The sequence below is a fragment of the Variovorax sp. GW823-FHT04B03 genome (assembly GCF_058796495.1).
The window spans coordinates 186,342-210,052 of sequence record NZ_JBXAIT010000008.1; the positions used below are offsets into that span (position 1 = coordinate 186,342).

General features: G+C 67.2%; 23 protein-coding genes and 1 riboswitch. Of the genes, 16 read left to right on the forward strand and 7 right to left on the reverse strand.

Annotated elements, in window-relative coordinates; translation table 11 throughout:
- Window positions 1–15 precede the first annotated feature (15 nt).
- Window positions 16–540: a hypothetical protein gene (locus tag AC1RAD_RS29890; RefSeq protein WP_492738754.1), complete on the reverse strand. Its 525-nt coding sequence runs from the start codon at window positions 538–540 to the stop codon at window positions 16–18.
- A 408-nt stretch (window positions 541–948) separates the two neighbouring features.
- On the opposite strand from AC1RAD_RS29890, the gene AC1RAD_RS29895 reads away from it, so the two are divergent.
- The gene (locus tag AC1RAD_RS29895; RefSeq protein ID WP_492738755.1) at window positions 949–2,112 is read left to right on the forward strand and encodes an ABC transporter substrate-binding protein; all 1,164 of its coding nucleotides are present in this window, start codon (window positions 949–951) and stop codon (window positions 2,110–2,112) included.
- An 83-nt stretch (window positions 2,113–2,195) separates the two neighbouring features.
- Here the strand turns inward: AC1RAD_RS29895 and gyrB are convergent, their stop codons facing one another.
- From gyrB to dnaA, 3 genes are all read right to left on the reverse strand, one after another.
- Window positions 2,196–4,817, reverse strand: a complete 2,622-nt coding sequence (gyrB, locus tag AC1RAD_RS29900) for a DNA topoisomerase (ATP-hydrolyzing) subunit B (protein ID WP_062480420.1) — start codon at window positions 4,815–4,817, stop codon at window positions 2,196–2,198.
- Between the two features lie 134 nt (window positions 4,818–4,951).
- Entirely contained in the window at window positions 4,952–6,058 is a 1,107-nt protein-coding gene (gene dnaN / locus AC1RAD_RS29905) for a DNA polymerase III subunit beta (RefSeq protein ID WP_056574900.1), read from the reverse strand.
- A gap of 89 nt (window positions 6,059–6,147) precedes the next feature.
- Window positions 6,148–7,527, reverse strand: coding sequence for a chromosomal replication initiator protein DnaA (dnaA, locus tag AC1RAD_RS29910; protein WP_062480418.1), 1,380 nt, complete (start codon window positions 7,525–7,527; stop codon window positions 6,148–6,150).
- Between the two features lie 308 nt (window positions 7,528–7,835).
- Between dnaA and rpmH the strand changes: the two genes are divergently transcribed.
- The 7 genes from rpmH to AC1RAD_RS29945 all read left to right on the forward strand — a co-directional run bounded on the left by rpmH (window position 7,836) and on the right by AC1RAD_RS29945 (window position 13,535).
- A complete protein-coding gene (gene rpmH, locus AC1RAD_RS29915) occupies window positions 7,836–7,970 on the forward strand; it encodes a 50S ribosomal protein L34 (RefSeq protein WP_007834827.1) in 135 nt (44 codons plus the stop codon).
- A 101-nt stretch (window positions 7,971–8,071) separates the two neighbouring features.
- The gene (locus AC1RAD_RS29920; protein ID WP_062480416.1) at window positions 8,072–8,494 is read left to right on the forward strand and encodes a ribonuclease P protein component; all 423 of its coding nucleotides are present in this window, start codon (window positions 8,072–8,074) and stop codon (window positions 8,492–8,494) included.
- The gene (gene yidD / locus AC1RAD_RS29925) at window positions 8,491–8,778 is read left to right on the forward strand and encodes a membrane protein insertion efficiency factor YidD (RefSeq protein ID WP_056574909.1); all 288 of its coding nucleotides are present in this window, start codon (window positions 8,491–8,493) and stop codon (window positions 8,776–8,778) included. The genes AC1RAD_RS29920 and yidD overlap by 4 nt, the downstream gene beginning before the upstream one ends.
- Complete coding sequence (gene yidC, locus AC1RAD_RS29930) at window positions 8,775–10,457, forward strand: membrane protein insertase YidC (RefSeq protein ID WP_492738757.1); 1,683 nt, start codon at window positions 8,775–8,777, stop codon at window positions 10,455–10,457. Before yidD ends, yidC begins: the two co-directional genes overlap by 4 nt.
- A 74-nt stretch (window positions 10,458–10,531) precedes the next feature.
- Window positions 10,532–11,944, forward strand: a complete 1,413-nt coding sequence (gene mnmE / locus AC1RAD_RS29935; protein WP_492738759.1) for a tRNA uridine-5-carboxymethylaminomethyl(34) synthesis GTPase MnmE — start codon at window positions 10,532–10,534, stop codon at window positions 11,942–11,944.
- Between the two features lie 101 nt (window positions 11,945–12,045).
- Window positions 12,046–12,507, forward strand: a complete 462-nt coding sequence (locus tag AC1RAD_RS29940) for a Crp/Fnr family transcriptional regulator (RefSeq protein ID WP_095747374.1) — start codon at window positions 12,046–12,048, stop codon at window positions 12,505–12,507.
- Window positions 12,508–12,593: 86 nt separating this feature from the next.
- Window positions 12,594–13,535, forward strand: coding sequence for a zinc ribbon domain-containing protein (locus AC1RAD_RS29945; protein WP_492738760.1), 942 nt, complete (start codon window positions 12,594–12,596; stop codon window positions 13,533–13,535).
- 16 nt (window positions 13,536–13,551) lie between these two features.
- On the opposite strand, the gene AC1RAD_RS29950 is transcribed toward AC1RAD_RS29945, so the two are convergent.
- A complete protein-coding gene (locus AC1RAD_RS29950) occupies window positions 13,552–15,537 on the reverse strand; it encodes a monovalent cation:proton antiporter family protein (protein WP_492738762.1) in 1,986 nt (661 codons plus the stop codon).
- 86 nt (window positions 15,538–15,623) lie between these two features.
- Here AC1RAD_RS29950 and AC1RAD_RS29955 point away from each other — a divergent pair, with 86 nt between their 5' ends.
- The 4 genes from AC1RAD_RS29955 to AC1RAD_RS29970 are packed head-to-tail and all read left to right on the forward strand — an operon-like array spanning window position 15,624 to window position 18,649.
- Entirely contained in the window at window positions 15,624–16,625 is a 1,002-nt protein-coding gene (locus AC1RAD_RS29955; protein ID WP_095948397.1) for a KpsF/GutQ family sugar-phosphate isomerase, read from the forward strand.
- Entirely contained in the window at window positions 16,625–17,173 is a 549-nt protein-coding gene (locus AC1RAD_RS29960) for a KdsC family phosphatase (RefSeq protein WP_062473615.1), read from the forward strand. Before AC1RAD_RS29955 ends, AC1RAD_RS29960 begins: the two co-directional genes overlap by 1 nt.
- Window positions 17,170–17,820 (forward strand): LPS export ABC transporter periplasmic protein LptC, encoded by a 651-nt coding sequence (gene lptC, locus AC1RAD_RS29965; RefSeq protein ID WP_062473614.1) that lies wholly within the window; start codon window positions 17,170–17,172, stop codon window positions 17,818–17,820. The genes AC1RAD_RS29960 and lptC overlap by 4 nt, the downstream gene beginning before the upstream one ends.
- Window positions 17,821–17,863: 43 nt before the next feature.
- The gene (locus AC1RAD_RS29970) at window positions 17,864–18,649 is read left to right on the forward strand and encodes an SDR family oxidoreductase (protein WP_095948396.1); all 786 of its coding nucleotides are present in this window, start codon (window positions 17,864–17,866) and stop codon (window positions 18,647–18,649) included.
- Between the two features lie 113 nt (window positions 18,650–18,762).
- Here AC1RAD_RS29970 and rbp read toward each other — a convergent pair whose 3' ends face one another.
- The gene (gene rbp, locus AC1RAD_RS29975; protein ID WP_492738763.1) at window positions 18,763–19,296 is read right to left on the reverse strand and encodes an RNA-binding regulator; all 534 of its coding nucleotides are present in this window, start codon (window positions 19,294–19,296) and stop codon (window positions 18,763–18,765) included.
- A 259-nt stretch (window positions 19,297–19,555) separates the two neighbouring features.
- Window positions 19,556–19,742: riboswitch (yybP-ykoY riboswitch) on the forward strand.
- Between the two features lie 9 nt (window positions 19,743–19,751).
- Here rbp and AC1RAD_RS29980 point away from each other — a divergent pair.
- The 4 genes from AC1RAD_RS29980 (at window position 19,752) to AC1RAD_RS29995 (ending at window position 22,812) form a co-directional block, all read left to right on the forward strand.
- Complete coding sequence (locus AC1RAD_RS29980) at window positions 19,752–20,315, forward strand: TMEM165/GDT1 family protein (RefSeq protein ID WP_307638464.1); 564 nt, start codon at window positions 19,752–19,754, stop codon at window positions 20,313–20,315.
- Window positions 20,316–20,442: 127 nt separating this feature from the next.
- The gene (gene metX, locus AC1RAD_RS29985) at window positions 20,443–21,603 is read left to right on the forward strand and encodes a homoserine O-succinyltransferase MetX (protein WP_062473608.1); all 1,161 of its coding nucleotides are present in this window, start codon (window positions 20,443–20,445) and stop codon (window positions 21,601–21,603) included.
- Entirely contained in the window at window positions 21,600–22,187 is a 588-nt protein-coding gene (gene metW, locus AC1RAD_RS29990) for a methionine biosynthesis protein MetW (RefSeq protein WP_062473606.1), read from the forward strand. The genes metX and metW overlap by 4 nt, the downstream gene beginning before the upstream one ends.
- Window positions 22,188–22,224: 37 nt before the next feature.
- The gene (locus AC1RAD_RS29995; RefSeq protein ID WP_062473604.1) at window positions 22,225–22,812 is read left to right on the forward strand and encodes an IMPACT family protein; all 588 of its coding nucleotides are present in this window, start codon (window positions 22,225–22,227) and stop codon (window positions 22,810–22,812) included.
- On the opposite strand, the gene AC1RAD_RS30000 is transcribed toward AC1RAD_RS29995, so the two are convergent.
- Complete coding sequence (locus AC1RAD_RS30000) at window positions 22,757–23,689, reverse strand: ion transporter (RefSeq protein WP_062473602.1); 933 nt, start codon at window positions 23,687–23,689, stop codon at window positions 22,757–22,759. The genes AC1RAD_RS29995 and AC1RAD_RS30000 overlap by 56 nt on opposite strands.
- Between the last annotated feature and the right edge of the window lie 22 nt (window positions 23,690–23,711).

Below are 23,711 nucleotides of genomic sequence, written 5' to 3' on the forward strand. Positions count from 1 at the left end.
GCGGCCCGCGTCGGGTCAGCGCGCGGCGGTTTGTGCCAGCGCCTGGGGCAGCGGTGGCGCGACCGAGGCCATGTCGAAGTTCGACGGCCAGACGAAGGAGGCGCGCGCCGGAATGCCGGCAATCACGACCAGCTGCTGCGTGAGCGTGAGCCCGCCCAGCGTCACGTCGACGTCGTAGGCGCCCGGTTCGAGCCGCGCGAGCATGTAGGGCGCCTGCGTCTGCACTTCCATCACCGTCTGGCCCGTGTACTTCTGGCGCACCTGGATCGACGCCTTGGCCGGGAAACCCGCCTGCTGCGTGCCCTTGCCGTCGTTCACGCGCAAGTCGATGGTCGCGGCCCAACGGGGCGCCACCATTTCCAGGAAGGCGGCTTCGCCCTTGGCGGCGCCGCCGCACATGTATTCGATGCCCTGCGCGACCTGGATCGGCGGGTTCGAGAACGCATGGGCCGGCGACACGGCCACGAGGAAGGCCGCGGCGACCGATGCGGCGCCCAGAACCAGTGCAGCCACGGGCTGTTGGAAGCGCTTGGGGTTCATTGCTCTGTGTGTCCTCGATCTTGCGTGACAGGAAATCCGTGAGGAATTTTGCTTAGCAAGAGTCGGGCTAGATATAGCGTTTACGAGGAAGCTTCTGCGTTGCGCAGGTGAATGCTATTGTTTTCATAGCTGGTGACGCCCGTGTGACGGGCGTCAGTTCCACTTTTCGGGTGTCTTTCATCGGAAACCCTGAGACGGGGCTCGCGGGCGCGCCGCGAACGGGCGCTTTCCGATCCATCGCCGGCCGCTCGGCCTGTGCTGAATTGGCAACAAAAGACGGAATTGGTGCGCAATTGACTGGGCATTCCCTAGCTATTGGCGGGCGCGCAAAGAAATTAGGCTCGGCGCTTCCTTTCAAAGCGTGCAAACCAAATGCTTCATCCAAATCGCCGATTCGTTTTTTTGCTGATGGCTTTGGGACTGGCCGCCCAGGCAAGCGCAGAGCCGCCGGTGCCGATCCGCATCGGCGTCATCGGCCCTTTCACCGGGCCGTCGGCCGATTTCGGCGTGCCCATGCTCAACGGCGTGAAGATGGCCGTCGACGAAATCAATGCCGTGGGCGGGTATCTGGGCCGCTCGCTCGAACTGGTGATCAAGGACGACCAGGCCAATCCGGACATTGGCCGTTCGCAATCCCAGGCCCTCGTCAATGAAAAAGTGGTCGCCACCATCGGCTTCTGCAATACCGGCGTGGCGATGAATTCATTGGCCGTTTTCAATGACGCGAAATTGCCGCTGATCGTGCCCTGCGCCACCGGCTCGCCATTGACGTCGACCTATCCGCCGGCCACGAGTTACGTATTTCGCACCTCGCCCAAGGACAGCATCCAGGCGCCCTTCGTGGTCGACGACCTGCTGGCGCGCGGCTGGAAACGGGTCGCCGTGCTGCACGACAGCACCGGCTACGGCGAGGCGGGCGCCAAGGATGTCGAGAAGGCGCTGGCGGCCAAGCACCTCAAGCCCGTGTACGTGGGGAAATTTCCGCTCGGCGTGAAAGACCTGACGAAGGAACTGTCGGAGGCCAAGGCGGCCGACGCGGACGTCATCTTCAGCTACACCGTGGGCCCCGAGAACGCCGTCATCGCGCGCAGCCGGCAGGCCTTGAACTGGAAGGTGCCGCAGGTCGGGGCCTGGACGCTGTCCTTCCCGTCCTTCATCGAGGGCGCCCGCGAAGCGTCCGAAGGCGCGCTGATGGCGCAGAGCTTCATCGCCGAGCCGAGCAACGAACGCCGCTCGTCGTTTCTCTCCAACTACGCGCGCAAATTCAACACCAAGCGCATCCCGGTGCCGATGGCCGCCGCGCAGGCCTACGACGCCACCTACCTGCTGGCCCACGCGATGTTCAACGTGCCCAGCGGCAAGCTCGAAGGCCCGTTCATCAAGGCCGCGCTCGAGCAGCCCAAGCGGCCCTACTACGGCGTGGTCACGACCTACGACAAGTCGTTCTCGGAAAACGACAAGGACGCGCTGTCGCCCAACATGCTGGTGATGGGCGTGGTGCGCAACGGGCAGATCAGCTTCGCGTACCCGGAGGACGCCAAGCGCAACCTGTTCGTGCAGCGCAAGCAGTAGGAGGAGGCAAAAAAAGGGGCGCTTGCAAGCGCCCCCTTGGTGAACAGCGCGACACCGCCGGTGCCGCGCCATCGATCGATCGATCAGACGTCGATGTTCGCCGCGCGCAGCGCGTTCTGCTCGATGAACTCGCGGCGCGGTTCCACCTCGTCGCCCATCAGCATCGTGAACACGCGGTCGGCTTCGATCGCGTCGTCGATCTGCACGCGCAGCAGGCGGCGCACGGTCGGGTCCATGGTGGTTTCCCACAGCTGCTCGGGGTTCATCTCGCCCAGACCCTTGTAGCGCTGACGCGAAGTGGCGCGCTCGGCTTCGCCGATCAGCCACTTCATGGCCTGGCGGAAGTCGTCGACCTTTTCTTCCTTGCCGCGTTCGCCCTCGCCGCGCTTGACCAGCGCGCCTTCGGCGCTCAGCAGGCCGCGGAAGGTGTTGGCGGCCTGCGCCAGCGCGTCGTAGTCGGCGCCGTGCACGAAGTCCTGCGAGATCACGCTGGACTTGATGTTGCCGTGGTGGCGGCGGCTGATGCGCAGCAGCGGCTTGTCGGTGCGGGCGTCGAACTCGCTGCTCACCTCGGCCGGCACGCCGGTCGTGTTGAGCTCGCGCAGCTTGGCCTGCAGCGCCACGGCCGAGGCCTCGGCGGCGGCCGGCGTGTCGAGGTCGAGCGCCACGCCGTCGGCGATGGCGCGCAGGGCTTCGGCGTCCATGAAGTTGCGCAGGCGCGCAATCACGGCCTCGGCCACCTGGTGCTTGCGCGCCAGCTCGGCCAGGGTGTCGCCCGACAGCGTGGTCGAGGCGGCGCCGCCGGTCTCGATGCTCGCGTCCTTCAGTGCAACCTTGAGCAGGAAGGCGTCCAGCGCGGGGCCGTCCTTCAGGTACTGCTCTTCCTTGCCGACCTTCACCTTGTACAGCGGCGGCTGCGCGATGTAGATGTGGCCGCGCTCGACCAGCTCGGGCATCTGGCGGTAGAAGAAGGTGAGCAGCAGCGTGCGGATGTGCGCGCCGTCCACGTCGGCGTCGGTCATGATGATGATGCGGTGGTAACGCAGCTTGGCGACGTTGAAGTCGTCCGCGCCGCCGCCCGCGGTGGTCGCGCCGGCACGGCCGATGCCGGTGCCGAGCGCGGTGATCATCGTCAGGATTTCGTTGCTGGTGAGCAGCTTCTCGTAGCGCGCTTTCTCGACGTTCAGAATCTTGCCGCGCAGCGGCAGGATGGCCTGGAACTTCCGGTCGCGGCCCTGCTTGGCGGAGCCGCCGGCGGAGTCACCCTCCACCAGGTAGACCTCGCACAGGGCGGGGTCCTTTTCCTGGCAGTCGGCCAGCTTGCCGGGCAGGCCCATGCCGTCGAGCACGCCCTTGCGGCGCGTCATTTCGCGGGCCTTGCGGGCGGCTTCGCGGGCGCGGGCGGCCTCGACGATCTTGCCGCAGATGATCTTGGCGTCGTTCGGGCGCTCCTGCAGGTAATCGGTGAGCAGGCGCCCGACGATGTCTTCCACCGGTGCGCGCACTTCGCTGGACACCAGCTTGTCCTTGGTCTGGCTGGAGAACTTCGGCTCGGGCACCTTCACGCTCAGCACGCAGCACAGGCCTTCGCGCATGTCGTCGCCGGTGACCTCGACCTTCGCCTTTTTCGCGAACTCGTTTTCTTCGATGTACTTGTTGATGACGCGGGTCATCGCGGCGCGCAGGCCCGTGAGGTGGGTGCCGCCGTCACGCTGCGGGATGTTGTTGGTGAAACAGAGGACCTGCTCGTTGTAGCCGCTGTTCCACTGCATCGCCACTTCGACGCCGATGTGCGTGCCGGGGATGCCGCCGTAGGTGTCGGCCGGCTTTTCGCCTGCTGCGTAGAACGAGTTCGGGTGCAGGACGGTCTTGCCCTTGTTGATGAACTCCACGAAGCCGCGCACGCCGCCGGCGCCGGAGAAGTCGTCTTCCTTGCCGGTGCGCTCGTCGAGCAGGCGGATGCGCACGCCGTTGTTCAGGAAGCTCAGCTCGCGCAGGCGCTTGCTCAGGATTTCGTAGTGGAAATCGTTGTTTTCCTTGAAGATTTCCGTGTCGGGCAGGAAGTGCACTTCGGTGCCGCGCTTGTCGGTGTCGCCGATGACCTTCATGGGCGAGACCTCGAAGCCGTTCACGGTCTCGAGCAGGCGGTTCTGCACGAAGCCGCGGCTGAATTCGAGCTCGTGGATCTTGCCTTCGCGGCGCACGATGAGGCGCAGCTTCACGCTCAGCGCGTTCACGCAGGAGACGCCCACGCCGTGCAGGCCGCCCGACACCTTGTAGCTGTTCTGGTTGAACTTGCCGCCGGCGTGCAGTTCGGTGAGCGCGATTTCAGCGGCCGAGCGTTTGGGCTCGTGCTTGTCGTCCATCTTCACGCCGGTGGGAATGCCACGGCCGTTGTCGGTGACGGAGATCGAATTGTCGGAGTGGATCGTGACGACGATGTCGTCGCAATGGCCTGCGAGCGCTTCGTCGATGGAGTTGTCGACCACCTCGAACACGAGGTGGTGCAGGCCCGTGCCGTCGGAGGTGTCGCCGATGTACATGCCCGGGCGCTTGCGCACGGCTTCCAGACCTTCGAGGATCGTGATCGCACCTTCGCCGTAGCTGGAGTCGGCGGGGACGCCTTCGGGCGCCACGATCTGGATTTCGGGGGTATAGACCGGCTCGGTGTGCGGCACGTCGGGCTTGTTCTCTTCTGCACTCATTCGGATATTCCTCTGTCTCTCACGGGTTTCCCGTGATTTTTCGGGCTCTCAAAAGCTCAATTCGCCGCCTCTTGAAAGCGCAAACCCGCGGGGGGCCGCGGGTCGTGTGCGCAAGGCGCTGTGTTTTCCAGGGTCTAGATGCGCATCGGCATCACGACGTACTTGAAAGATGCGTTCTCGGGGATGGTTAACAAGGCCGAGCTGTTGGAGTCGGCCAGGTCCAGCTTGACCATGTCCTGGTCCATGTTCGACAGCGCGTCGATCAGGTAGGTGACGTTGAAGCCGATTTCGATGCTGTCGCCGCCGTAGTCGATGTCGAGCTCGTCCTGGGCTTCTTCCTGCTCGGCGTTGTTCGACGCGATGCGCAGCGTGCCCGGCTCGATGTTCAGGCGCACGCCCTTGAACTTCTCGCTGGTCAGGATGGCGGTGCGCTGCAGGCTGGCCAGGAGCGGCGCGCGGCCGAGCGTGACGGTGTTCTTGTGGTTCTTCGGAATCACGCGGTTGTAGTCGGGGAACTTGCCCTCGACCAGCTTGGTGACGAACTCCATGCCGCCGAAGCTGAACTTGGCCTGGTTGTTCGCGAACTGCATCTCGATGGCGCCTTCGGCGTCCGACAGGAGGCGCTGCATTTCGAGCACGGTCTTGCGCGGCAGGATCACTTCCTGGCGCGGCACTTCGACGTCGAGCATGGCCGACGAGAAGGCCAGGCGGTGGCCGTCGGTGGCCACCAGGCTCAGCTGCTTGCCTTCGGCCACGAACAGGATGCCGTTCAGGTAGTAGCGGATGTCGTGCACCGCCATCGCGAACGAGACCTGCGAGAGCAGGTCTTTCAGCGTCTTTTGCGGGACGCTGAACACGGGGCCGAAATTGGCGGCTTCCTGCACCAGCGGGAAGTCTTCGGCGGGCAGCGACTGCAGCGTGAAGCGGCTCTTGCCGCCCTTGAGCACTAGCTTGCTGGCGCTCGATTCGAGGCTCACGGTCTGGTCGGCCGGCATGGTGCGCAGGATGTCGATCAGCTTGCGCGCACCGATGGTGGTCGTGAAGTTGCCTTCGTCGCCGCCGAGCTCGGCGGTGGTGCGGATCTGGATCTCGAGGTCGCTGGTGGTCAGCTGCAGCTGGCCGCCGGTCTTGCGGATCAGCACATTGGCCAGGATCGGCAGGGTATGACGCCGCTCCACGATGCCGGCCACCGACTGCAGCGCGGCAAGAACTTTGTCTTGGGTTGCCTTCAAAACGATCATGTCTTCTTCCTCTTCTCTTATCTCTTTGAATCAGCTTTCAGGACGCCATTCTCCGCTGTCGCGAGGGGCGTTCTTGATGACATTCGGCTTCAGCCTTTGAGGGTCTGTTCGAGGACGTGCAGCTGCTGGTTGAGTTCGGTGAGCTGCTGGCGCTCGCCCGAAATCTTTCGCACTGCGTGGAGCACCGTCGTGTGGTCGCGACCGCCGAACAGCTCGCCGATTTCCGGCAGGCTCTTCTGCGTGAGCTCCTTGGCCAGGTACATCGCGATCTGCCGCGGCCGCGCAATGCTGGCCGGGCGTTTCTTGCTGTACATGTCGGCGACCTTGATCTTGTAGTAGTCGGCCACCGTCTTCTGGATATTTTCGACCGAGATCTGCCGATTCTGGATCGACAGCAGGTCGCGCAGCGCCTCGCGCGCCAGGGCGATCGAGATCTCCTTCTGGTTGAAGCGCGAGTACGCCAGGATCTTGCGCAGCGCGCCTTCGAGTTCGCGCACGTTGGAGCGCACGTTCTTGGCCACGAAGAAGGCGACTTCCTCGGGCATTTCGGTGCCTTCGACGCGGGCCTTGTTGATCAGAATCGCCACGCGCATCTCGAGCTCGGGCGGCTCGATCGCCACCGTGAGGCCCGAATCGAAGCGCGACACGAGCCGCTCATGGATGTCGGCCAGCCCCTTGGGGTAGGTGTCGCTGGTCATCACGATGTGCGACTTCTTGGCCAGCAAGGCCTCGAAGGCGTTGAAGAACTCTTCCTGCGTGCGGTCCTTGTTGGCAAAGAACTGCACGTCGTCGATCAGCAGCAGATCGAGCGAGTGGTAGCGTTCCTTGAACTCATCGAAAGTCTTGCGCTGATAGGCCTTGACCACATCCGACACGAACTGCTCGGCGTGGATGTAGAGAACTTTGGAATCGGGCCGGTCGGCCAGCAGCCGGTTACCCACAGCGTGCATCAGGTGGGTCTTGCCCAGGCCGACGCCGCCGTAGATGAAAAGCGGGTTGTACAGGTGGCCCGGCATGCCGGCCACATGCATGGCCGCGGCGCGCGCCATGCGGTTGGCCGTGCCCTCGACCAGGGTGTCGAACGTGAGCCCCGAATTGAGCCGGTTCTTGAAGCCGGCGGCAGCCGGTTCCTCGCCCGGGCCGGCCACGTCGCGCGGCACATCCGTTTCGGCCATGATGGCCATGGGTGCAACACGGACGGGGGTTTCGCGCGGAGCGAGCGCTAACTCGATGGTGACCGGCTGGCCGTACATCTTCTCGGCCATGGCCGCGATCTTGCCCGCGTACTGGGCACGGATCCAGTCGAGCTTGAAGCGGTTGGCGACGAACACCGTCATGCGCGAAAGGTCGTCGGCGACCTGCGCGGTGAGGGGCTTGATCCAGGTGTTGAACTGCTGCTCGGACAGCTCCTGCGCGAGCTGGTCGACGCAGGCCTGCCACAGGCTTTCGCCGATGCCGTCAGTCGACATGGGCGCTTGAAAAAGTGATGGAACCCTCGGGCATTTCTTGTATAGGTATTGTGGATATTCTCTGCTGGAAGGCGCCGGGCATTCTAACTTGTCAAAACCTTATCCACATGCTGCGCTGCACATGGAAAGGCCCGCAAATCCAGTCGAAGATTGTTCCCGCGGCCAATGTTTGCGATAATTGCGGGTTTCCCTGAAAAGCCTTCACAGCGTCTTTCGGGGGTCATCCGAAACTCGCTCCCCCAGCGCTCGCCGGGTTTTTGCATGCCTTCATGCGGAAACCGGCGCAAACAGGGAATCAGGAAACCATCATGAAACGCACTTACCAAGCATCCAAAGTCCGCCGCGCCCGTACCCACGGCTTTCTGGTCCGCATGAAGACCCGTGGCGGCCGCGCCGTGATCAACGCACGCCGCGCCAAGGGCCGCAAGCGCCTGGCCGTCTGACGGCACCCCACCTGCCGTTGTCAGCCGCCGACACGTCCGCGCAGGCTCCTGCAGCCTCTGCGCCTGGCCCCGCCAGCAGCGACGTCCGCGGCCCGGCTTCCTTGCAGCGGCTCAAGACCCGCGCGCAATTCCAGGCCGTCCTCGCAGGTGCCACCGTGGCGCGCACTGCCCATTTCGCATTGCACCGCTGTGCGCTCGATGTTTCCCCATCGGGCGCCGCTTCGCTGTTTCCGTCCGATGAGGTCTGGCTGGGCGCCATGGTGCCCAAGCGCTGGGCACGCCGCGCGGTGACGCGCAACGCCATCAAGCGTCAGATCTACGCCGTGAGCGCCGCGCCCGGCGTCGTGTTGCCGCGTGCCGCGCACGTGGTGCGTCTGCGCGCCGGTTTCGATCGCAAGGCGTTCGTGAGCGCCTCCTCGGACAAGCTCAAGGCCGCCGTGCGCGCCGAGCTCCAGCAATTGCTGGCGCGCGCCGGGCGTCCGCCAGCACCGGCTGCCGCCTCCCCCGCACCCGCCTCCGCATGAAACGCCTGCTGATCGGCCTCGTGAAGGGCTACCGCCTGTTGCTGAGCCCCTGGCTCGGGCAGTCGTGCCGCTTCACGCCGACCTGCTCCGTGTATTCGATCGAGGCGCTGGAAGTGCACGGCGCGCTCAAGGGCAGCTACCTGACTCTGCACCGCATCGCGCGCTGCCAGCCCTGGTGCCAGGGCGGCCACGATCCGGTTCCACCGAAATCACAGCGTCGCACTGACAAGTCAGGATCGCTGTTTTCGTCTCTTCTCTCCTCCGACAAGAAGTCTTCGTCATGAACGATATCCGCCGCACGATCCTGTGGGTGATTTTTGGTTTCTCGCTCGTGCTGCTGTGGGACCAATGGCAGGTCTTCAACGGCAACAAGCCGACCTTCCTGCCGTCGACCAAGCCCGCCGCCACGGCGCCGGCCACGGGCAGCGCGGCCAACAACGGCGTGCCGACCGCGGCTGCCGCAGCCGGCGGCACCGCAGGCGCCGTGCCCACGCAGGCGGCCCCGGCCACGCCGCGCGAGCAGGTCGTGGTGACCTCCGACCTGTTCAAGGCGACGATCGACAGCGAAGGCGCCACGGTCAACCACCTCGAACTGCTCAAGTACGACGAAGCCGACCGCACCAAGCGCGTCGTGCTGTTCGAGAACGGCTCGCCCGCCACGCGCTACGTGGCGCAGACCGGCCTGCTGAACCCCGTGGCCGGCGACGCTTTCCCCAACCACCTGACGGCCATGACGCCCAAGGCCGGTCCGCGCACGATGGCCGACGGCCAGAACACGCTTGAAGTGAGCTTCGAAAGCGCCCCGGTCGGCGGCCTGAAGTACATCAAGACCTACGTGTTCAAGCGTGACGACTACGTCATCGGCGTGCGCCACGAAGTGGTCAACATGAGCGACCAGCCGCGCGACGCGCAGCTGTACATGCAGCTGCTGCGCCACGGCACCGTGGCCGCCGGCACCATGTTCGGCACCAACACCTTCACCGGCCCGGCCGCGTACACCAACGAGAAGAAGTTCCACAAGCTCGACTTCAAGGACATCGCCAAGGGCAAGGTCGAGCCGCCGCCGCCGGCCAACGATGGCTGGATCGCGATGGTGCAGCACTACTTCGCCTCGGCCTGGCTGCTCAAGGGCGACCCGGCCAGCGAACAGCTGCGCCGCGAATTCCGCGTGAAGGACCTGGGCGACAACCTCTTCACCGTGGCCATGGTCGCCACGCTGCCGAAGATCGCCCCGGGCGCTACGCAGGTCGTGAACAGCGCGCTGTTCGCCGGCCCCGAAGAAGAAAAGAAGCTCGAAGCCATCGCCCCCGGCCTGGACCTGGTGAAGGACTACGGCATCTTCGCGATCATCTCCAAGCCGCTGTACTGGCTGCTCACGCAGCTGCACGGCATCCTGGGCAACTGGGGCTGGGCGATCGTGGCGCTGGTGGTGCTGCTGAAGGCGGCCTTCTACTGGCTCAACGCCAAGGCCTACGCCAGCATGGCCAAGATGAAGGCCATCAACCCGAAGATCATGGAAATGCGCGAGCGGCTGAAGGACAAGCCGCAAGAGATGCAGCAGGAAATGATGCGGATCTACAAGACCGAGAAGGTCAATCCGATGGGCGGCTGCTTCCCGATCGTGATCCAGATCCCGGTGTTCATCGCGCTCTATTGGGTGCTGCTGTCGTCGGTCGAAATGCGCCACGCCCCGTGGATCGGCTGGATCACCGACCTCTCGGCACCCGATCCCTGGTACATCCTGCCGATCGTGATGACGGCCACCTCGCTGTTCCAGACCTGGCTCAACCCGACGCCGCCCGATCCGATGCAGGCCAAGCTGATGTGGATCATGCCGCTCGCGTTCAGCGTGATGTTCATCTTCTTCCCGGCCGGCCTGGTGCTGTACTGGATCACGAACAACGTGCTGTCGATCGCGCAGCAGTGGTTCATCAACAAGCGACTGGGCGTGCTGGGCAAGTAAGCCAGCCGGCCTCCGCCACCCGCAAAGGGCCGCATCCGCGGCCCTTTGCTTTTTGCTGAAAGAATCGCGCTGTCATGACCCTCGCCCGCACCACCGATCCCATCGTCGCCATCGCCACCGCCCCGGGGCGCGGGGCGGTCGGCATCGTTCGCGTGTCGGGCGCCCGGCTGGCGCCGCTGGTCCAGGCGCTGTGCGCCCGCGCCCTCAAGCCGCGCGAAGCCACCTACCTGCCCTTTCGCGATGCGCAGGGCGAGCCGGTCGACCACGGCCTGGCGATCCATTTCCCGACGCCGCATTCCTACACCGGCGAAGACGTGCTCGAACTGCAGGCGCACGGCGGCCCGGTCGTGCTGCAGCTGTTGCTGTCGCGCTGCCTGGAAGCCGCGGCCGAAATCGATCCGGCCACCGGCCGTCCGCGCCTGCCCGGCCTGCGCGTGGCCGAGCCGGGCGAGTTCAGCCAGCGCGCCTTTCTCAACGGCAAGATCGACCTGGCGCAGGCCGAGGCCATCGCCGACCTGATCGACGCGAGCACCGAAGCCGCCGCGCGCAGCGCCGGGCGCTCGCTGTCGGGCGCCTTCTCGCGCGAGATCCACACGCTGCGCGATGCGCTGATCCATCTGCGCATGCTGGTCGAGGCCACGCTCGACTTCCCCGAGGAAGAGATCGACTTCCTCCAGAAAGCCGACGCGACCGGCCAGCTGCAACGGCTGCAGGCGCAGCTGGCCGCCGTGCAACAGCGCGCCAAACAGGGCGCGTTGCTGCGCGAAGGCATCAAGGTGGTGATCGCGGGCCAGCCCAACGCCGGCAAGAGTTCGCTGCTCAATGCGTTGGCCGGCGCCGAGCTGGCCATCGTGAGCGCCATCGCTGGCACCACGCGCGACGTGGTCTCGCAGACCATCCAGATCCACGGCGTGCCGCTGCATGTGGCCGACACCGCGGGCTTGCGCGACAGCACCGACGAGGTCGAGCAGATCGGCGTGGCGCGCGCCTGGGGGCAGATCGAAAGCGCTGACGCCGTGCTGTTCCTGCACGACCTCACGCGCGCCGGCCAGCCCGACTACGCCGCTGCCGACGCCGAGATCCTGGCCGGCCTGCGGCGCAAGCTGCCGGCGAGCGTGCCGGTGCTCGATGTGTGGAACAAGCAGGACGCGGCGGCGTCGGCCGCGCCGCCGTCCGAAGGCATCGCCCTGTCGGCCAAGACCGGTGCGGGCATCGAGGCGCTGCGCGACCAGCTGCTCGCGATGGCCGGCTGGCAGGCTGTGCCCGAGGGCGTCTACCTGGCGCGCGCGCGCCACGTGCAGGCGCTGGCCCGCGTCGAGACGCACCTCGCGCTGGCGGCGGCCCACCTGGCGGCGCAGGCCCAGCTGCTCGACCTGCTGGCGGAGGAGCTGCGGCTGGCGCAGAACGCACTCAACGAGATCACCGGCGAGTTCGGCGCGGACGACCTGCTGGGGCTCATCTTTTCGCGCTTCTGTATCGGGAAATAGCGACACATGCGTGCGCTTCGCTGGTGAAAGCGTAAACAGTTGTAGCCGAACCTCGGGGCCTTCGCGGATACTTCGGATCACTTGCGGGGGTCGAGAAAAACATGTCCATCCAGAACCTGAGCCGCGCCATCGCGGAGAACCTGAGCGCCGACGCGTTCGCGCTGACCTTGAGCGTCGCGCAGTGGGACACGCTCGCGGGTTATCTGCAGCCCATCGAAACCGCCATCGGCGACGTGCTGATCTCGCAGGGCACGCACGACCGCTCGGTGTTCTTCGTCGAAAGCGGCGCCATCAGCGTGCACCGCGTCAGCAGCAAGGAGCAGATGCGCCTGGCTGTGCTGTCGCCGGGCTCGGTGGTGGGCGAGGGCTCGTTCTTTTCGCGCGAGCCGCATGCAGCCAACGTGGTGGTCACCGGCGCGGGACGCGTGTGGCGCCTCACGGCCGTGCGGTTCTCCGAGATGTCGAACCGCCAGCCCAACATGGCGCTGGACATCGCGATGGCGCTCGGCGCCGTGATCGCCAAGCGCATGGCGCACCGCTCCAAGCGGGTGGCCGTCACCTGAGCCTTTCGGCTCGCCGCGCGCTGCCAGCCGCCGCACAACAACAAGAACAAGTCTTCGTTTCCGATCCCGAGAATTGCTGGTGAGCCATGGCCTTGATCTGCCCGGTCTGTGACGCGGACAACCGCGAGGGTGCCAATTTCTGCAGGAACTGCGGCGGCCGGCTGTCGGCCGCCGACCGCGTGCCGCCCCCGGCGCCCAGTCCTTCCGACCGCGAATGGGCCACCACCGCACCGGCCCAGTTGCGCGCGCCGACCATTCCCGCGCCGCTGTTCGATCCTGCCGAGTCGAAGCGCGCGTCGTCGCCGGCGTCCAACGGCTGGAGGCCCGAGCCGCCACCACCTCCTCCGCCGGCAGCGGATGAAAAAACCGTGATCGTGGCGCCGGGGCGTGGGGGCGCCGCATCGGCCTTGCCTCCGTCCCCGCGGGCTGACCGGCCACGGACGCGGATCAAGGTCAAGCGCATCAAACCGCCCGAACCGGTGCTGCGCCCGCGTGGCATCGGGCTGTGGCTGGGGCTGCTCACGGTCGCGCTGCTGCTGGTGGTCGCGGGCTGGCTGGGCTACGGGACCGGCAGCAAGGCGCCCGAGCCGGTCGTGGCACCGCCTTCTGTCGCCGCGCCAGCTCCCGCTGCGACCCCAACGGTGGTCGAAGCACCCCCTGTCGCGACCGAGCCTGCGCCGCCCGTGGCTGAAGCGCCACCTGCAGAAGCGGTCGTCGAGCCGGCGGAGGCCACACCGAAGCCGACACCCGTCGCGAAGCCGCGCAAGCCAGTGACACCTCCCCCACCGGCGCCCCAGGCCTTGCCCGCCGCCGCGCCTGTGGCAGCCGCCCCGGCACCCGCGCCCGCGTCACCGGCCCTGCCGGCCGACCCGCAGGCCCAATGCGGCGACCGCAACTTCATCGCCAAGGCGCAATGCATGGCGGCCCAGTGCGTGAAGCCCGAGTACAGGTCGCACGCACAGTGCGAAGCGGTGCGCCGTCAGCAGCGCATCGAAGAAGAAAAGCGCAACCCGTCGCTCTTGAACTGAGCCCGCGCCGGCGGCCTCAGCCCTTTTGCAGCCGCTCGATGGCAATCGCCAGCGCGGCGGGCTTGCCCGACAGCACGAGGGTGTCGCCGTCCGACAGCAGCGTGTCGTCGGCCGGCACGCGCGCCTGGCCGTCCTGGCGGCGCAGGCTGGCCACCCGCACGCCCAGCGTCGGCAGCGCAATCCGTCCGAGCGTCTGGCCGATGGCGCGTGCGCCCGGCGTGAGCGTGAAGCTGTTCAGGCGCTCGTGGTCGATCTCGTCGGCGTTGTCGTCGTCGGCGCCGTGGAAGTAGCCGCGCAGCAGGTTGTAGCGTGCGTCGCGCTGGTCCTGCACCACGCGGATCACGCGCCGCATCGGCACGCCGACCAGCGCCAACGCATGGCTCGCGAGCATCAGCGACCCCTCGATGGCCTCAGGCACCACCTCGGTCGCGCCGGCGGCCTGCAGCTTCTCGAGGTCGTGGTCGTCCTGGGTGCGCACGATCACCGGCACGTGCGGCGCATGGGCGCGGGTGTTGGCCAGCACCTTCATCGCGCCCCCCACGTCGAGGTACGTGACGACCACCGCGCTGGCGCGCGCCAGGCCCGCGGCCATCAGCGCCTGCAGCCGCGCCGCGTCGCCGAACACCACCGAATCGCCGGCCGCTGCGGCCTGCCGCACACGGTCGGGGTCCAGGTCGAGCGCCATGTAGGGAATGCCTTCGCGCTCCAGGATGCGCGCCAGGTTCTGGCCGCAGCGCCCGTAGCCGCAGATGATCACGTGCTGCGCGGTGTTGATGGTCTTGCGCGCGATGGTCGTCATCTGCAGCGACTGCTGCAGCCAGTCGCTAGCCACCAGCTTGCGCACGATGGCGTTGCTGTACATGACGATGAAGGGCGTGGCCAGCATCGACAGCACCATCGACGCGAGCACCGGGTTGGCCAGCCACGGCGGCAGCAGGTTGCGGTCCTGCGCGAGCGCCAGCAGCACGAAGCCGAACTCGCCGGCCTGCGCCAGGTACAGGCCGGTGCGCAGCGACACGCCCGAGGTCGCGCCCAGCACCCGCGCCAGCACCGTCACCAGCCCCAGCTTGAACAGCAGCGGCACCAGCAGCAGCACCGCCACCAGCAGCCAGCGCTCGACCACGATGTGCCAGTCGAGCGACATGCCGACGGTGATGAAAAACAGCCCCAGCAGCACGTCGTGGAAGGGGCGGATGTCGGTCTCGACCTGGTGCTTGTATTCGGTCTCCGACACCAGCATGCCGGCGATGAAGGCGCCCAGCGCCAGGCTCAGGCCGGCCAGCTCGGTGAGCCAGGCCAGGCCCAGCGTGATCAGCAGCACGTTCAGGATGAACAGCTCCTCGCTGCGCCGACGCGCCACCAGCGTGAGCCACCAGCGCATGATGCGCGGCCCGCCGTACAGCAGCACGCCGATGAGGAAGGTGGCCTTCACCAGCGCGAAGCCCAGCGCCTTGGCCAGCGCCTCGGGCGGCGCGCCCAGCGCGGGAATCAGCACCAGCAGCGGCACCACGGCCAAATCTTGAAAGAGCAGCACGCCCATCACGCGCTTGCCGTGCTCGCTCTCCAGTTCGAGCCGTTCGGCCATCAGCTTGACCACGATGGCGGTGCTGCTCATGGTGAGCGCGCTCGACAGCGCCAGCGTGGTCTGCCACCCCAGCTGCCAGGCCGGCGGCAGCTGCGTGGCGATCAGCAGCGCGCCGGCGGTGGCCAGCGCCATGGTCAGCAGCACCTGCGCCATGCCCAGCCCGAACACGTGCTTGCGCATGGCGCGCAGCTTGGGCAGGCTGAACTCGAGCCCGATCACGAACATCAGGAACACCACGCCGAACTCGCCCAGGTGGCGGATGCCTTCGGAGTTCTGCGCCAGGGCCAGCGCATGCGGACCGATGAGCACGCCGGCCGTCAGGTAGCCGAGCATCGGCGGCAGCTTGAGCGACCGGCAGGTCACCACGCCGATCACCGCGGCCAACAGATACAACAGCGTGAGATCGAACGAAGACATAGGCGCCGATGCTAGAGCAATGTCCGTGCCCCGGGCTTCCCCGGGCCATGTGATCCCCGACCGCGCCCGCCTCGTAAAATCCGGCGATGAGCTCCCGCCCCGCCCCGACCCACGTGGTCGACCCCGACGCCATCCTGGCCCGGGCACGCGTCACATTCGACATCGAAGCCGAAGCCGTCCTCGGCCTGAAGGCCCGCGTCGGCCCGAGTTTCGTCGAGGCCGTGCGCAAGATCCTCGAAGTGCGTGGCCGCGTGGTCGTGATGGGCATGGGCAAGAGTGGCCATGTCGGCCGCAAGATCGCCGCCACCCTCGCCTCCACCGGCACGCCCGCGATGTTCGTGCACCCGGCCGAGGCCAGCCACGGCGACCTCGGCATGATCAAGGCGGTCGACCTCGTGCTCGCCATCTCCAACAGCGGCGAGGTCGACGAACTCACCGTGCTGCTGCCGGTGGTCAAGCGCCAGGGCGTGCCCCTGATCGCCATGACCGGCCGCCCCGACTCCACGCTGGCGCGCCATGCCGACATCGTGATCGACGCCGGCGTCGCCAAGGAAGCCTGCCCGCTGAACCTCGCGCCCACCGCGAGCACCACCGCGCAGATCGCCATGGGCGACGCGCTGGCCGTGGCCCTGCTCGACGCGCGCGGCTTCGGCTCCGAAGATTTCGCCCGCTCGCACCCCGGCGGCGCGTTGGGCCGCAAGCTGCTCACCCACGTGAGCGATGTCATGCGCTCGGACGACGAGGTGCCCTGCGTGCCGCCGACGGCCACCGTCAGCGAGCTGATGCGCGCGATGAGCATCAAGGGCTTCGGCGCCGCCGCGGTGGTCGAGCCCGACGGCCGGGCGCTGGGCATCTTCACCGACGGGGACCTGCGCCGCCTGATCGAGGCCGGCGCCGACCTGCGCACGCCCAAGGCGGCCGACATCATGCACCGCGACCCGCGCACCATCCGCGTCGATGCGCTGGCGGTGGAGGCGGCCGAACTCATGGAGCAATGCGGCATCACCCGCCTGTTCGTGATCGACGGCGCGGGGGTGATCGTCGGCGCGGTGAACACCAACGACCTGATGCGCGCGAAGGTCATCTGATGCCGCTTGATTTCCAGGCCGAGACCCTGCTGGCCGCGCAAGATGTGCGCATCGTCTTCTTCGACATCGACGGCGTGCTGACCGACGGCGGCGTGTACTTCACCGAGCACGGCGAGACGCTCAAGCGCTTCAGCATCCTCGACGGCTACGGCCTCAAGCTGCTGCGCAAGGCCGGCATCACGCCGGCCGTGATCACCGGGCGCGACTCCAAGCCGCTGCGCGTGCGGCTCGAGGCGCTGGGCATCGAGCACGTGCGCTACGGCACCGAAGACAAGCTGCCCGCCGCCGAGGCCATGCTGAAGCAACTGGGCTTCACCTGGGCGCAGGCCGCCGCCATCGGCGACGACTGGCCCGACCTGCCCGTGCTGACCCGCGTCGGCTTCGCGGCGGCGCCGGCCAATGCGCACGCCGAGGTGCGCGCCGTGGCGCGCTATGTCACCACCGCACGCGGCGGCGAAGGCGCGGCGCGCGAATTCTGCGACCTGCTGTTGACGGCCTGCGGCCAGTACCGCCCGCTGCTCGACGCTGCCCTGGGCCCCCGACCATGAGCCCGCAGCTGCGACGCGCCTGGCACCTCACGCGCGATGTGCTCGACCGCACCACCATCTACCTGCCGATCATCCTGATGGCGGGCGTGGCGCTGGGCACCTACTGGCTGGTGCGCAATGCGCCCAAGCTGCTGGAGCCCACCGTCAAGGCGGCGCCCACGCACGAGCCCGACTACTTCATGCGGGACTTCGTCATCAAGAACTTCCTGCCCAACGGCGACCTGCGCAGCGAGCTGCACGGCACCGAGGGGCGGCACTACCCGGACACCGACACCATCGAGGTCGACCAGGTGCGCATGCGCTCGGTGTCGCCCGAGGGGCTGGTCACGCGCTCGTCGGCGAACCGGGGCCTGTCGAATTCCGACGGCAGCGAGATCCAGCTGTTCGGCAACGCGATCGTGATCCGCGAACCCGCGGTGAGCGCCAGCGGCAAGGCCACGCCGCGCCTCGAGTTCCGCGGCGAGTTCCTGCATGCCTTCCTCGACACCGAGAAGGTGCAGTCGAACAAGCCGGTCACGCTCATCCGCGGCAGCGACCAGTTCACGGGCGACACGCTCGACTACGACAACCTGAGCGGCGTGGCCAACCTCACAGGCCGCGTGCGCGGCGTGCTGGTGCCGTCGGCCGCCGCGGGCAAGCCGCGCTGAGCGGCTGCCACACAAGAACAAGTTCCCGGGAGACGATCCACGCATGACCACCGCCGCACCGCTCGTCTTCATCACCGGCGCCTCCAGCGGCATCGGCCAAGCGCTGGCCGCGTGTTTCTACGACGCAGGCTACCGGCTGGCGCTGGTCGCGCGGCGCACGGGCGAGATCGAAACCTGGGCGGCGGGCCGCCAACTGGACGCGGGCCGCTACCAGGTCTACGGCGCCGACGTGGCGGACACCGACAGCATCGTGGCCGCCGGCACCGACTGCATCGCGCGCCAGGGCGTGCCCGACGTGGTGATCGCCAACGCCGGCATCAGCATCGGCATCGACACGGCCGAGCGTTCGGACCTCGACGTGCTGGCGCGCACCTTCGCCGTCAACAACGTGGGGCTGGCCGCCACCTTCCATCCCTTCGTGCAGGCCATGGTGCAGCGCGGCAGCGGGCGGCTCGTGGGCATCGGCAGCGTCGCCGCCATCCGCGGGCTGCCGGGGCACGGCGCCTACTGCGCGAGCAAGGCGGGCGTGGTCGCGTACTGCGAGAGCCTGCGCGGGGAACTGCACAACAGCGGGGTGAAGGTCGTCACGCTCTGCCCGGGCTACATCGACACGCCGCTGACGCAGGGCAACCGCTACGGCATGCCCTTTCTCATGCAGCCCGAGGACTTCGCGGCCCAGGCGCTGCGCGCCATCGAGGCCGGCACGAGCTACCGCGTGATTCCCTGGCAGATGGGCGTGGTCGCCAAGGTCATGCGCCTGCTGCCCAATGCCGTGCTCGACCGCGCGGTGCAGGGCCGGGCGCGCAAGAAGCGCAGCGGCGAAGCCTGAGCTTCATTGCCGATTGCACAGCGGGCACAGCGCGCAGGCAAAGAAAAAGGCTCCCGAGGGAGGGAGCCTTTTGTGTTTGTGTGCCGTGAGGCATGCGAAGGAGTGAACGGGGTTCAGTACCCACCGTTGCCGCCGCCGCCGTAGCCGCCACCGCCGCTGCGACCACCGCCGCCGCCACGGGGACCTGCGCCGTAGGGGCTGCGGAAACCGCCATCGCCACCACCGCCGCCGCCACCCGAGCGACCACCGCCGCCGTAGCCGCCGCCACCGCCGGAACGGCCACCGCCGCCACCACCGTAGCCGCCACCACCGCCGCCGCCGTAGCCACCGCCACCACCGCCGCCATAACCACCACCGCCGCCGCCGTAGCCGCCGCCACCGCTGCGGGGGGGACGTGCTTCCATGGGACGTGCTTCGTTGACGACCACGCTGCGGCCGCCCAGGGGTTGGCCGTTCATGCCGTTGATGGCGGCCTGTGCTTCCGCGTCACTGCCCATCTCGACGAAGCCGAAGCCCTTCGAGCGACCCGTGTCGCGCTCCATCATGACCTTGGCGCTGGTCACTGCGCCGAACTGGCCGAAGGCCTGCTCGAGATCACCGTCGCGCACCGAGTAAGGCAGGTTGCCGACGTAGAGTTTGTTGCCCATCAAGGGACTCCTATAAACACATCAAGAAAAGCGATGGAGTCCCGAAAGCATCACTCAAACGAGAGCCGCCGAGCCGCGCGAAACTGACCGATCACCGAATTGCTCCCGCCCAAAATCAAGAGGGATGCTCGTGCATTATGGGTGAAATATCAAAAAAGCAAGCAGGAATTTGCGTCTTGAGGTAGCACCTTTCGAAACTAGTAGAAGTTAGCGCACGCCTACCTGTTTGAGCCGGGGGAATTGACGATGCGGCTACAATTCGCTGGTCATTGGGGAGTAGCCGCCTTCCGCATACGAGAAGGGCCCGCGTCAACAGACTTGTCCTTGCCCCACGAGGACATGGCGCGTGCAGTGAACACACCTGGCGAGACCTTTGACCGCACAACTTCGGGAATATGGCCGAAGGTGTTGTGCGGTCAATTGCGTCCTTCGGCCCAAGGAACCCCACATCCATCATGGAAGCTTTTCTCGTTGCAACGGGCGTGGTCGCGCTCGCCGAAATGGGCGACAAGACCCAACTCCTGGCCCTTCTGCTGGCCGCGCGCTTCAGGAAACCCTGGCCGATCGTGTTCGGCATCTTTGTCGCCACGGTCATCAACCACGCGCTGGCCGGCGCGGTCGGCAACTACATCACGCGCTGGCTCGGCCCCGAGGTGCTGCGCTGGATCCTGGGCGGTTCGTTCATCGCGATGGCCGTCTGGATGCTGATTCCCGACAAGCTCGATGAAGACGACGCCCCCGGCGTCTCGAAGTTCGGCGTCTTCGGCACCACGGTGATCGCCTTCTTCCTGGCCGAGATGGGCGACAAGACCCAGATCGCCACCGTCATGCTGGCCGCCCGCTTCATGCAGGACTACGCCTGGGTCGTCGTCGGCACCACGCTGGGCATGATGCTGGCCAATGCGCCGGTCGTGTGGCTGGGCGACAAGATCGTGCGGCGCGTGCCGATCAAGCTCGTGCACGGCATCTCGGCGGCGATCTTCCTGGTGCTGGGCGTCGTGATGATCGTCGGCTGGTAGCAGGAAAAAGTCACGGGGCTATACTTGCCCTGCGCCGATTTGCTTCAGCTTGCGGGCGCTTTATAAATTCTGCTAAAGACGGCTGCCGAACCCGGCTCGTTTTTGGCGAGGCCGGGTTTTTTCATTCATGTCGTCGTCGTCACCTTTGGTCGTCACCCCGCAGTCGATGCAGTTCGCAGGCCCGCTGGCCCTGCGCAGCGGCGCCTCGATCAGCGGCTACACGCTCGCCTACGAAACCTACGGCACCCTCAACGCCGAGCGCAGCAACGCGGTGCTGGTGTGCCATGCGCTCAACGCCTCGCACCACGTCGCGGGCGTGTACGAGGGCCAGGCCCGCTCCGAGGGCTGGTGGGACAACATGGTGGGCCCGGGCAAGCCGCTGGACACCGACCGCTTCTTCGTGATCGGCGTCAACAACCTCGGCTCCTGCTTCGGATCGACCGGCCCGATGCACGTGAACCCCGCCAACGGCCGCGTCTACGGCGCCGACTTCCCGGTGGTCACGGTCGAAGACTGGGTCGACGCCCAGGCGGCGCTGCTCGACGCGCTCGGCATCCGGACGCTCGCTGCGGTGATGGGCGGCAGCCTCGGCGGCATGCAGGCGCTGTCGTGGACGCTGCAGTACCCCGACCGCGTGCGGCATGCCGTGGTGGTGGCCAGCGCGCCCAACCTCACGGCCGAGAACATCGCCTTCAACGAGGTGGCGCGCCGCGCCATCGTGACCGACCCCGACTTCCACGGTGGCCATTTCTACGAATACGGCGTGGTGCCCAAGCGCGGCCTGCGCATCGCCCGCATGATCGGCCACATCACCTACCTGAGCGACGACGTGATGAACGCCAAGTTCGGGCGCATCCTGCGCAGCGCCGTCGAGGGCGAGGTGGCGGGGCTCGACTACCGCTATTCCACGCAGGACATCGAGTTCCAGATCGAAAGCTACCTGCGCTACCAGGGCGACAAGTTCAGCGAGTACTTCGACGCCAACACCTACCTGCTGATCACCCGCGCGCTCGACTACTTCGACCCCGCGCGCCACCACGGCGGCCAGCTCAGCACCGCGCTGGCGCAGGCCACGGCCAAGTTCCTGCTCGTGAGCTTCAAGACCGACTGGCGCTTCTCGCCCGCGCGCAGCCGCGAGATCGTGAAGGCGCTGCTCGACAACCGCCGCAACGTGAGCTACGCCGAGATCGACGCGCCGCACGGCCACGACGCCTTCCTGCTCGACGACGTGCGCTACATGGGCGTGGTGCGCTCGTACTTCGAACGCGTCGCCAAGGAATTCCAATGAGCGACCTTGCACACCAACGACTGATCGCCGAGCTCGTGCCGAAGGGCTCGCGCGTGCTCGACCTGGGCTGCGGCGACGGCGCCCTGCTCGACCTGCTGCAGCGCGAGCGCGGCTGCACCGGCTATGGCGTGGAGATCGCCGACGGCAACGTGCTGCAGTGCATCCGCCGCGGCGTCGACGTGATCCAGCTCAACCTCGACGAAGGCCTGGCGATGTTCGACGACGCCACCTTCGACGTGGTGCTGCAGATCGACACGCTGCAGCACCTGCGCAATGCCGAGGTCATGCTGCGCGAGACCGCGCGCGTGGGCCGCTTCGGCATCGTCGCCTTTCCCAATTTCGCGCACTGGCCCAACCGCTTGAGCGTGGCGCGCGGGCGCATGCCCGTGACGCGCCGCCTGCCCTACCAGTGGTACGACACGCCCAACATCCGCGTCGGCACCTACAAGGACTTCGAGGTGCTGGCCGGCAAGAACAACCTGCGCGTGCTCGACGCCTTCGGCCTGCAGAACGGCCGCGACGTGCGCTGGCTGCCCAACGCGCGCGCCAGCACGGCGGTGTTCAAGTTCGAGCGGGGCGGCTGAGCACGCCGCCCCTGCACCGCACGGACATCGGGTCGGAATGAGCTTCACGCTCGCGCAGCCGGTTCACAGCGACCTGCTCATCAAGAAAAGCCGCTTCATCGGCTGCGTGCAACCGGTGCCCGACCGCGCGGCCGCGCTGGCGGTGGTCGCCTCGCTGCGCGCGGAACACCCGGGTGCCGCGCACGTGTGCTGGGCCCTGATGGCCGGCGGCCAGTCGGCCGCGAACGACGACGGCGAGCCCGGCGGCACGGCCGGGCGCCCCATGCTCGAGGTGCTGCGCCACCAGCAGGTCGAAGGCGCGCTTGCCACCGTGGTGCGCTACTTCGGCGGCGTGAAGCTCGGCGCCGGCGGCCTTGTGCGCGCCTACACCGACGCCGTGGCGCAGGCCCTGCTCGGTGCCACGCTGGTGCCGCTCGTGCGCCAGCGTCACCTGCAGTGCGCCGTGCCCTACGCGCTCGAGGGGCTGGTGCGGCGCGAGCTGGCCGCCATCGGTGCGGTGCTCGAAGACGTGCAGCACGGCGATGACGTGCGCATGGCCTTCGCGCTGCCCGCGCCCGAGGCCGACGCCTTCATCGCGCGCCTCGACGATGCTGCGCAAGGGCGCGTCGTCTGGCCGACGGCGTGAGCCGCTTCGCTGGCGCCTTGCCCGGGGCCGGCTCCGCCGCCAGGGCGAGCACGCCGCGCGAGGCGAGCGCGATCGGCTCCGCCAGGTCGTCGTCGACGCCGCGCCGCGTCATCTCGGCCGTGACGATGCCGGTGGGCACGGCCAGCACGCCCCAGCCCAGCAGCATCATCACCGAGGCGATCGCGCGGCCCAGGTCGGTCTTGGGCACGAGGTCGCCGAAGCCGACCGTGGCCATGGTGGAAATCGCCCAGTAGATCGCCACCGGAATGCTGGTGAAGCCGTGCGTCGGGCCTTCGACCACGTACATCAGCGTGCCCATCACCAGCACCACGAGCATCACGAAGCCCACGAACACCGTGATCTTTCGGCGGCTCGATGCCACCGCCGACACCAGTGCGCGGTACTCCACCGAATAGCGCGACAGCTTGAAGATGCGGAACACGCGCAGCAGCCGCAGGATGCGCACGTCGATCAGGTACGCCAGCTCGGGCGCGAAGGCCACGAGAAAGGTCGGCAGCAGTGCGAGCAGGTCGATCACGCCGTAGAAGCTCAGCGCGTAGCGCAGCGGCTTGTTCACGCAGCACAGCCGCGCGATGTACTCCAGCGTGAAGAGAATCGTGAACACCCATTCGAGGGCATTGAACAGTGGGCGCCACTGGTCGCGGATCGACTGCACGCTGTCCAGGATGACGACCAGCACGCTCATCACGATCACCGCGATCAGCGTCAGGTCGAACCACAGGCCGGCGGGGGTGTCGGCCTCGAAGATCACGGTGAACAGCGTGCGCCGCCAGCCGCGCGCAGGCTTGTCGAACCGCGAGTCGGTGGCGGCGGGCGTGGACAGGGCTTCGATGTTCGGTCGGATCAGGCGGGTCATGCGGGGCATTGTCAGGGGCCCC